This is a genomic window from Actinosynnema sp. NPDC023658, from assembly GCF_040639995.1.
GTDB lineage: Bacteria > Actinomycetota > Actinomycetes > Mycobacteriales > Pseudonocardiaceae > Actinosynnema.
In genome coordinates this window covers 1-1,829 of record NZ_JBFAAX010001062.1, presented here as the reverse complement: position 1 = coordinate 1,829, position 1,829 = coordinate 1, and the positions used below count along the sequence as shown (strand labels likewise).

Genomic DNA, 1,829 nt, shown 5'->3' with positions numbered 1-1,829 from the left:
GCCAGCGACTGGTGCACCGTCTCGATGCCCGCTTCCCGGGCGTCGAGGGGCGTGCTGAACGACACCGGCTCGCCGTCGACCAGGATGTCGCCCTCGTCCGGGACCACGGCTCCCGACAGGGCCTTGATCAGGCTGGACTTGCCAGCCCCGTTGTCCCCGATCACGGCCAGGATCTCACCGGGCAGCAGTTCGAGGTCGGCGCCGGCCAGGGCGGTGACCCGGCCGTAGCGCTTGACCAGGCCCCGGGCCTGGAGCACGGGGGTGGTCATGGCTTCACCTTCCTGATCCACTGGTCCAGCGACACCGCCACGATGATCAGCACACCGACCGCCATCGTCTGCCACAGCACGTCCACGCCGGCCAACGCGAGACCGTTGCGGAACACGCCGACGATCAACGCCCCGATCAACGAACCCACGATCGCGCCACGACCGCCGAACAGGCTCGTCCCGCCGATCACCACGGCGGTGATGGAGTCGAGGTTGTCCATCTGCCCCGCCTGCGGGCTGGCCGAGGCGATGCGGCCGATCAGCACCCACGCCGCCAGCGCGTACACCAGGCCGGCCGTCGCGTAGACGCTGAGCAGGACCCGGCCGGTGCGGATGCCCGACAGGCGCGACGCCTCCGCGTCGTCACCGGTGGCGTAGACGTGCCGACCCCAGGCGGTGTTCTTCAACGCGAACGCCATCGCGGCGACCAGCACCACCATCATGATCGAGCCGTAGGTGATGCGCGTGCCGCCGAGGTTGATCGTCTGGCCGGTCCACAACAGCAGCGACGGCATGTCGGTGCCGCGGATGGTGGCGCTCTCGGAGTACCAGAGGTTCAGCGCGAAGAACACGTTGAGCGTGCCGAGGGTGACGATGAACGGCGGCAGCTTCAACCGCGTCACCAGCACCCCGTTGAGCAGACCGCACAGCGTGCCGACCAGGAACCCGAGCAGCAGCGCGGGCAGGCCGGGCAGCCCGGTGTCGGCGGCGACCTTGGCCATCACGATCGAGGTCAGCACCATCACCGCCCCGCAGGACAGGTCGATGCCCGCGGTGAGGATGACGATGGTCTGACCGACGGCGAGGGTGCCGACGACCGCGACCTGCTGGAGGATCAGCGAGATGTTGCCCGGCGTGAGGAACCGCTCCGACAGCACCGCGAACACCACGACCGAGGCCAGCAGCACCACGGCGGGACCGATGGTCGCCTGCGCGTGCAACAGGTGCTGGAGCCGGGTCAGCGGTGAGCGCTTGGCCTCGTCGAGCGGGTTGCCGCCGGTCGAGCGGCCCTGGGGCAGGGTGGTCGACATGGCTCAGCCCCAGCAGTTCTGCAGGCCCCAGGCGGAGTCCTTCGACTCCACGCCGGTGGCGGCCTGGTCGGTGATCAGCGTGACGCCGGTGTCGACGAAGTCCTTGCCTGCGGTGTTCTGCGGCTTGGTGCCGTCCTTCGCGAACTTCGCGATCGCCTCCACGCCCAGCTGCGCCATCTTCAACGGGTACTGCTGGGAGGTGGCGCCGATGATGCCCGCCTTGACGTTCTGCACGCCGGGGCAGCCACCGTCGACCGACACGATCGTGACGTCCTTCTCCTTGCCCACCGCCTTGAGCGCCTCGTACGCGCCCGCCGCCGCCGGCTCGTTGATCGTGTAGACCCGGTTCACGCCCGGGTCCTTCTGGAGCAGGTTCTCCATCGCGGTCCGGCCGCCCTCGGGGGCGCCGTCGGTGACGTCGTGTCCGACGATCCGCGGGTCGCTCTCGTCACCGATCCGCTTCACGTCCCGCACGTCGACGCCGAATCCCTCCAGGAAACCCTGGTAGCGCTGCACGTCCACCGACACC

General features: G+C 69.4%; 3 protein-coding genes. All 3 read right to left on the bottom strand.

Features of this window, described 5'->3' with window-relative positions; all coding sequences use genetic code 11:
- Nucleotides 1–269 (bottom strand): ATP-binding cassette domain-containing protein (locus AB0G02_RS38080; RefSeq protein WP_360804739.1); only part of this gene is annotated, 269 nt, incomplete at its 3' end.
- Nucleotides 266–1,300 (bottom strand): ABC transporter permease, encoded by a 1,035-nt coding sequence (locus AB0G02_RS38075; protein WP_360804736.1) that lies wholly within the window; start codon nucleotides 1,298–1,300, stop codon nucleotides 266–268. The genes AB0G02_RS38080 and AB0G02_RS38075, both read right to left, overlap by 4 nt.
- 3 nt (nucleotides 1,301–1,303) lie before the next feature.
- A partial coding sequence (locus AB0G02_RS38070; protein ID WP_360804733.1) for a substrate-binding domain-containing protein occupies nucleotides 1,304–1,829 on the bottom strand: 526 nt, incomplete at its 5' end.

Coding starts and splice junctions, on each gene's coding strand:
- AB0G02_RS38075 (WP_360804736.1), bottom strand. CDS start 1,300: ATGTCGACCACCCTGCCCCAGGGCCGCTCGACCGGCGGCAACCCGCTC.